The sequence below is a fragment of the Streptomyces atriruber genome (assembly GCF_001418325.1).
GTDB lineage: Bacteria > Actinomycetota > Actinomycetes > Streptomycetales > Streptomycetaceae > Streptomyces > Streptomyces atriruber.
Window position 1 is genome coordinate 1 of record NZ_LIPN01000288.1, and the last position, 6,683, is coordinate 6,683.

Here is a 6,683-nt window from a genome sequence, read left to right on the forward strand (position 1 = left end):
GGGAAGGAGAGGGTGCCGTGGTGGGGGTGGTGGTGACCGTCGCGGCGGTGAAGGTGGTGGCGGTGGTCGTGGCTGCTGTCGTGGCGGTGATCGTCGCGGTGTCGGCGATCGTGGTGGTGGCCGTGGCGGTCGTCATGGCGGGCTCCCCTGTGTGGTGCGGCTGGGCCGGTCGGCGTGGCTGCCGACTGACGAGGACGACTCTGCTCCGGTCCGCTTCGGGGTCGCTGATGGTCCGCTGACGCCCGCGCTTCGGGCGAAGCCGATGCGCCTCCATGGGCCCGATGAGCCGCGTGGCCGCGTGGCCGCATGGCCGCATGGCCGCATGGCCGCATGGGTCCCGTCCCGCTGAGCTGCGCAGGCCCTGTGAGCCCGGCGAACCCGACAGCCCCGATGGCGCGGAGCCACACCCCGCACCGCCCGGCTGTGGCCCCGCACCACCTCGTCGCCCCCTCCGGCGGCCGTCCAGAATGACGGCCCCCACACCGCCCGGATCCCGGAGGTACGCATGGCCCACGGAAAGTCCCGCGGAAAGACCCCCCTCACCCTGGTCGCCGCCCTCGCCCTCACCTGCGCCCTCGGCCTCGGTGGCACGACCGCCGCCGCGGCCGTCCCCACCCCCATCCCCGGTGAACTGCGCCCGTACGACATCGAGTCGACGTACGTCTCCGGCGTCTCGTCCGGCGGATACCTCGCCGACCAGCTGCACGTCGCCCACTCCGCCGTCTTCAAGGGCGCGGGCATCTTCAGCGCGGGGGCGTACGACTGCGCGCAGGGCAGCGTCAACACCGCGCTCTACGCCTGCATGGACACGTACCTGCCGCGCAGGACCCCGGCGCAGCTGGAGCAGCTGACCAGAGAGCGGGCGGCGGCGGGCCGCGTCGACCCCGTGGCGAACCTGTCCGGCGACCCGGTCTGGCTGTACCACGGCGGGAACGACGGAACCGTCGACCGCCCGGTCAACGACGACCTCGCCGCCTACCACCGGGACTTCGGCGCGAACGTCTCCTACGACACCTCGTCGCCCGCGGGCCACGCCTGGGTCTCCCCGCTCGGCAAGGTGCCCTGCGCGACCACCGCCTCGCCCTACGTCAACACCTGCGGCACCGACCCCGAACGCGCCATGCTCACGCACCTGTTCGGCGCGCCCGTGAACCCCGCCACCACCGCCCCGCTGGACGGCACCCTCGTCCGCTTCGACCAGAACCGCCACGTCCCGGGCGGCAACGCGGCCGCCGTCAGCATGGGCAAGGACGGCTTCGCGTACGTCCCGGAGTCCTGCGCGGACGGGTCGGGCGGATCGGCCGGATCGGCCGGGTCGTGTCGGCTGATGGTGGCGCTGCACGGCTGTCAGCAGACGTTCGGGCAGATCGGCGACACGTTCATGTCCCAGGCCCACCTGAACGAGTACGCCGACACGAACCGCATGATCGTCCTGTACCCGCAGGCCACCACCGCCCTCGACAACCCGCGCGGCTGCTGGAACTGGTGGGGGTACGGCGGCGACACGCACTACGCCGACAAGAGCGGCAGGCAGATCACAACAATCATGAGCATGGTCAAGCAGCTGGGCGGGTGAAGAAGGACCGCCGGTAGTCGCCGGGCGACACCCCGACCTGCTTGAGGAAGTGGTGACGGAGGTTGTTCGCCGTGCCGAGGCCGCTCAGCTCGCCCACCCGCTCGACCGGCAGATCCGTCGTCTCCAGCAGGCTCTGGGCCCGCGCGAGCCGCTGGTTGAGCAGCCACTGCAGCGGAGTCGTCCCGGTGGCCCCGTGGAGGCGCCGGTAGAAGGTGCGCGGGCTCATCGCCGCCCGGCGCGCCAGGTCGTCGACGGTCAGCGGCCGGTCCAGGTGCGCGCGGGCCCACTCCAGTACGGGGCCGAGGCCCGCGTCGTCCGTCTCGGGCACGGAGAGGTCGATGAACTGGGCCTGGCCGCCGGGCCGGTGGGCGGGCACGACCATCCGCCGCGCCAGCTGGTTGGCGACGTGCGCGCCGAGGTCGCGGCGGACCAGGTGCAGGCAGAGGTCGAGGCCCGCGGTCAGCCCGGCGCTGGTCAGGACGTCGCCGTCGTCCACGTACAGGACGGAGTCGTCGACGGTGACGTCCGGGTAGCGGGCGGCCAGTTGGGCCGTGTGCATCCAGTGGGCGGTCGCCCTGCGGCCGTCGAGGAGGCCCGCCTCGGCGAGCGCGAAGGCCCCGGTGCAGAGGGAGACCATGCGGGCGCCCGAGGCGTGCGCGGCGCGCAGCGCGTCGGCGAGGCCCTCGGGCAGCGGCGCGCCCTCCTCGATGCAGGCGTCGGGCACCGAGGTGACGACGACGGTGTCGGCACCGGCCAGCCCCTCCAGTCCGAAGGGCGTACGCAGCGTGATCCCGAATGCGCCCGCCTCCTGCCCGGTCTCCTGCCCCGCTTCCCTCGTGGAGCACAGCCGCAGGTCGTACCAGTGGTCGGACAGGTCGGGCTGCTTCTTGCCGAACACCGTGAAAGGGATGCTCAGTTCGTACAGATCCCAGGACGGGATCCCGATCTCGTCGGCCACGACGACCGCGACGGAACCAGCGCTCATGCCGCGAGCGTACGACGGTCCGGGCCCCCGGCAACGGCCGGCAGGAATTTGGTGATCACCGTCACCGCTGTCACTGTCGACGGCGCCCGCGCGCTGCGAGCGTGGTCCCCATGAACGCCACCACCAGCACGAACACCTCTCCCGTCACCACCCGAGCCCCCGGCCTCGCCCCCGTCACCGTCATCGGCCTCGGCCTCATGGGCTCCGCCCTCGCCGCCGCCCTCCTGGACGCCGGCCACCCCACCACCGTCTGGAACCGCTCCCCGGAGAAGGCGAAGCCCTTGGCCGACCGGGGCGCGCACGTGGCCGCGACACCGGAGGACGCCGTCGCCACGAGCGGCCTCGTCATCGCCTGCGTACTCGACTACGACGCCCTGCACACCGTGCTCGACCCCGTCGCCGAGGCGGGCGCGCTCGCCGGGAAGTCCCTGGTCAACCTCACGTCGGGGTCGCCGGAGCAGGCCGACGAGATGGCCCGGTGGGCGGCCTCGCACGGTGCCGACTACCTCGACGGCGGCATCATGACGACCCCGCCGGGCGTCGGAAACCCCGAGATGATGATCCTCTACAGCGGCCCGGAGGCGGTCTTCGAGGCCCACCGCACCACTCTCGCCGCCCTCGGCGACCCGCTCCACCTCGGCACGGAGCCGGGCCTCGCCTCGCTCCACGACGCCGCGCTGCTCGGTCTGATGTGGGCGTCGTTCACCGGCTGGCTGCACGGCACCGCACTCGTCACCTCGGAGGGGACGTCGGCGTCGGCCGAGGCGTTCACGCGGATCGCGCTGCGCTGGCTGAACGGCGCGGTGTCCGGGTTCCTCACGACGTACGCGCCCCAGGTGGACGCCGCGCGCTATCCGGGCGACGACGCCACCGTCGACGTACAGATCGCCGCGATCGACCATCTGATCCACGCGGCGCGGGCGCGCGGCATCGACAACGCGCTGCCCGAGCTGTTGAAGTCGACGATGGAGCGCGCGGCGGCAGCGGGCCACGGCGGCGACAGCTACGCGAGCGTGGTCGAGGTGTTGCGGGGCGCCCGGGGATAGGTCACCGGATTTCCTCCCATTTGACGGCCGCAGCGGCAAGGATGGGCGGGAACGATTCACCGGCACCGGGGGAGCCACCCATGAACCGTCCGCTGCGGCACATAGCCGTCTTCTGCGGGATCCTCACCCTCGCCCTGCTCCTGCGGGCGAACTGGGTGCAGTTCGCGCAGAACGACGATCTCGCCAACCACAAGAAGAACCGCCGCGTGCAGATCGAGGCGTTCTCCCACCCCCGCGGCGACATCATCGTCGGCGGCAAGTCCATCACCGGCTCGAAGGAGACCCCCGGGTCCGACTTCAAGTACAAGCGGGTCTTCAAGGAGGGCCCGATGTACGCGCCGGTGACGGGCTACTTCTCGCAGGCCCAGGGCGCCACCTTCCTGGAGGGCGTCCACAACGGCATCCTCAGCGGCAACGACGACCGGCTCTTCATCAAGCGCACCCTCGACATGCTGACCGGCGAGAAGCAGCAGGGCGGCGACGTCGTCACGACCATCGACCCCAAGGCGCAGAAGGCCGCCTACCAAGGGCTGGTGGACCTGAACGCCAAGGGTGCGGTGGTCGCCCTCGACCCCCGCACCGGCAAGGTGCTCGCCATGGCCAGCACCCCCTCGTACGACCCCTCGGTCTTCGCGGGCATCTCGCTCGCCGAGGGCAAGAAGTTCAAGGAGCTCGGCGACCGCAAGGACAAGCCGCTGAGCAACCGCGCGCTGCGCGAGATCTACCCGCCGGGCTCCACCTTCAAGATCCTCACCGCTGCCGCCGCCCTGGAGCACGGCGTCGTGACGGACATCGACAAGCCGACCGGCGCAAAGACCCCGTACAAACTCCCCCTCAGCTCCACCCGCATCGGCAACGACGTGCCCGACGCCAACTGCGACAAGGTGTCGGTGAAGACCGGCATGCAGTGGTCCTGCAACAACGTCTTCCTCGACATCGCGCTCAAGGTCGGCAAGGACAAGATGCGCGAGACGGCGGAGAAGTTCGGCTTCAACGACGAGCAGTTCATTCCCGTACGCGCCGTCGCCAGCAGCTATCCGGAGGAGCTCGACAAGCCGCAGACCGCGCTGACCGGCATGGGCCAGGGCAGTCTGACCAGCACCCCGCTGCAGATGGCGATGGTCACGGCGGGGCTGGCCAACGACGGCAAGGTCATGAAGCCTTACCTGGTCGAGGAGTTGCGCGGTCCCGACCTCTCGGCGATCGAGAAGGGCGAGCCGCACGAGCTGAACCAGGCGGTCTCCGAGAAGACCGCACAGACCGTCCAGGAAATGATGGAGAACACCGTCGAGAACGGCACCGCGAACAAGGCGCGGATCGACGGCGTCACGGTGGGCGGCAAGACCGGCACGGCCCAGCACGGCGCTGACGTCAACGACGAGCGGCCGTACGCGTGGTTCGTGTCGTACGCCAAGAACAGCAAGGGCGAGTCCCCCGTCGCCGTCGCCGTGTTCGTCGACCCGTCCAACATGAACATCCCGCGTTCGGAGATCGCGGGCGGCAAGCTGGGCGCGCCGATCGCGAAGGCGGTCATGGAGGCGGTCCTGGAACGCTGAGGTCCACAACGCGCCGAGCCCTGCACCGCGTTGGGGTCTACGGCGACCACGGCAGCGGTCTGCTGTGCAGTACGTCGAGACGGGACACGGCGCGGGTCAGCACCACGTACAACCGGTGCAGGCCGCGCGCCTCGGCCTCCGCGACGGCCGCCGGTTCGGCGGCGACCACGTGGTCGTACTCCAGGCCCTTGGCGACGGACGCCGGGCACACGGTGACGCGCGCGCCCAGCTCGTCGGGCCCCGCGCTGCCGATCCCCGCCGCGTCCAGGGCCGCACGCAGCCGCTCGACGTCGTGGTCGGCGGCGATGACGCCGATGGACCCCTCCTGCCCGAGCGCGCCCCGCACCGCCTCCACCACCCCGGCCGCCACGTCCGCCACCTCCCGCACCCGCAACTCCCCGTCCCCGCGCATCGAACGGGCGGGCGGTACGTCGACGTCGAGCCGCTCCAGCAGCTCGTTGGCGAGCCCGACGACGGCACGCGGCACCCGGAAGCCGGTGGTCAGCGGCGTCACCGTGGCGTCCGGCTTGCCCAGGTGACCGAGCACCTCCGCCCAACTGCGCGCGGCCCAGGGCGTGGTGGCCTGCGCGAGATCGCCCAGCACGGTCAGCGAACCGAAGTCCGAGCGGCGCGCGATGACCCGGCACTCCATGGGCGACAGGTCCTGCGCCTCGTCGACGACGATGTGCCCGTATCCGGCGGGCCGCTCAAGGAGCCCCTCGATCTCGTCCATCAGCACGAGATCGGCGGCGCTCCACTTCGCGGACTTGTACGAACGCGGGGGCCTGGCCCACAGGATGGCCCGCTGCTCCGCGCCCCCGAGGATCCCCTCGGCCGCCTCGGCGAGCGCTGCCGCGTCCCCCAGCAGCCCCGCGAGCACCTCGTCCGACCGCACCCGGGGCCAGGCCGCGTCGACGAAGGCGCTGACGGCCCTGGCCCGCCCGATCTTCTGCACCCACGTGTTGTTCTGCGGCCCCGCCCGGCGCTCGGCCTGCTCCCGAACGGCCCGCACGACCCGGCTGCGCACCCGGTCGCGCCCGACGGTGTACGGCGGCTCCTCGCGCCGTACGTCCTCGACGATCCGCTCCAGCTCGCCGAGCGTGACGCGCCATCGGTACGACCCGTCGGGCACGGCGACCGGCTCCAGGGGCGGCGCGACGCGCACGTACAGCGCCCGGCGCAGCACCTCGGCCATACGGGCGTCGTGCTTGACGACGGCGGCCGCCCCGTCGTCGTGGGCGCGCACGGGGTGGCGCCCGATCTCGTCCTGCACGGTGGACTGCCGCACCCCGGTCTCCCCGAGCGAGGGCAGGACCTCGGCGATGTACCGCAGGAAGGTGCGGTTGGGCCCGAGGATGAGCAGCCCCGAGCGCTGGACGCGCTGCGGGTGCGTGTAGAGGAGGTAGGCGGCGCGGTGCAGGCCCACGGCGGTCTTGCCGGTGCCGGGCGCGCCCTGCACGCACACGGAGGCGGCGAGCTCGCCGCGGACGAGGTCGTCCTGCTCGGGCTGGATGGTGGCG

The 6,683-nt window shown here is 72.0% G+C and carries 5 protein-coding genes; 3 read left to right on the forward strand and 2 right to left on the reverse strand.

Translation table 11 applies throughout. The features are described from left to right. Nucleotides 1-505: 505 nt before the first annotated feature. The gene (locus AOK03_RS27620) at nucleotides 506-1,576 is read left to right on the forward strand and encodes an extracellular catalytic domain type 2 short-chain-length polyhydroxyalkanoate depolymerase (RefSeq protein ID WP_055568067.1); all 1,071 of its coding nucleotides are present in this window, start codon (nucleotides 506-508) and stop codon (nucleotides 1,574-1,576) included. Here AOK03_RS27620 and AOK03_RS27625 read toward each other — a convergent pair. Continuing rightward, nucleotides 1,557-2,561 (reverse strand): helix-turn-helix domain-containing protein, encoded by a 1,005-nt coding sequence (locus AOK03_RS27625; RefSeq protein WP_055568068.1) that lies wholly within the window; start codon nucleotides 2,559-2,561, stop codon nucleotides 1,557-1,559. The genes AOK03_RS27620 and AOK03_RS27625 overlap by 20 nt on opposite strands. Before the next feature lie 110 nt (nucleotides 2,562-2,671). Between AOK03_RS27625 and AOK03_RS27630 the strand changes: the two genes are divergently transcribed. After that, nucleotides 2,672-3,607 (forward strand): NAD(P)-dependent oxidoreductase, encoded by a 936-nt coding sequence (locus AOK03_RS27630; RefSeq protein ID WP_079074995.1) that lies wholly within the window; start codon nucleotides 2,672-2,674, stop codon nucleotides 3,605-3,607. 80 nt (nucleotides 3,608-3,687) lie between these two features. Next, nucleotides 3,688-5,163, forward strand: coding sequence for a peptidoglycan D,D-transpeptidase FtsI family protein (locus tag AOK03_RS27635; RefSeq protein ID WP_055568069.1), 1,476 nt, complete (start codon nucleotides 3,688-3,690; stop codon nucleotides 5,161-5,163). Between the two features lie 37 nt (nucleotides 5,164-5,200). On the opposite strand, the gene AOK03_RS27640 is transcribed toward AOK03_RS27635, so the two are convergent. Continuing rightward, nucleotides 5,201-6,683, reverse strand: a 1,483-nt coding sequence (locus AOK03_RS27640; RefSeq protein WP_055568070.1) for a HelD family protein, incomplete at its 5' end; no start/stop codon positions are given.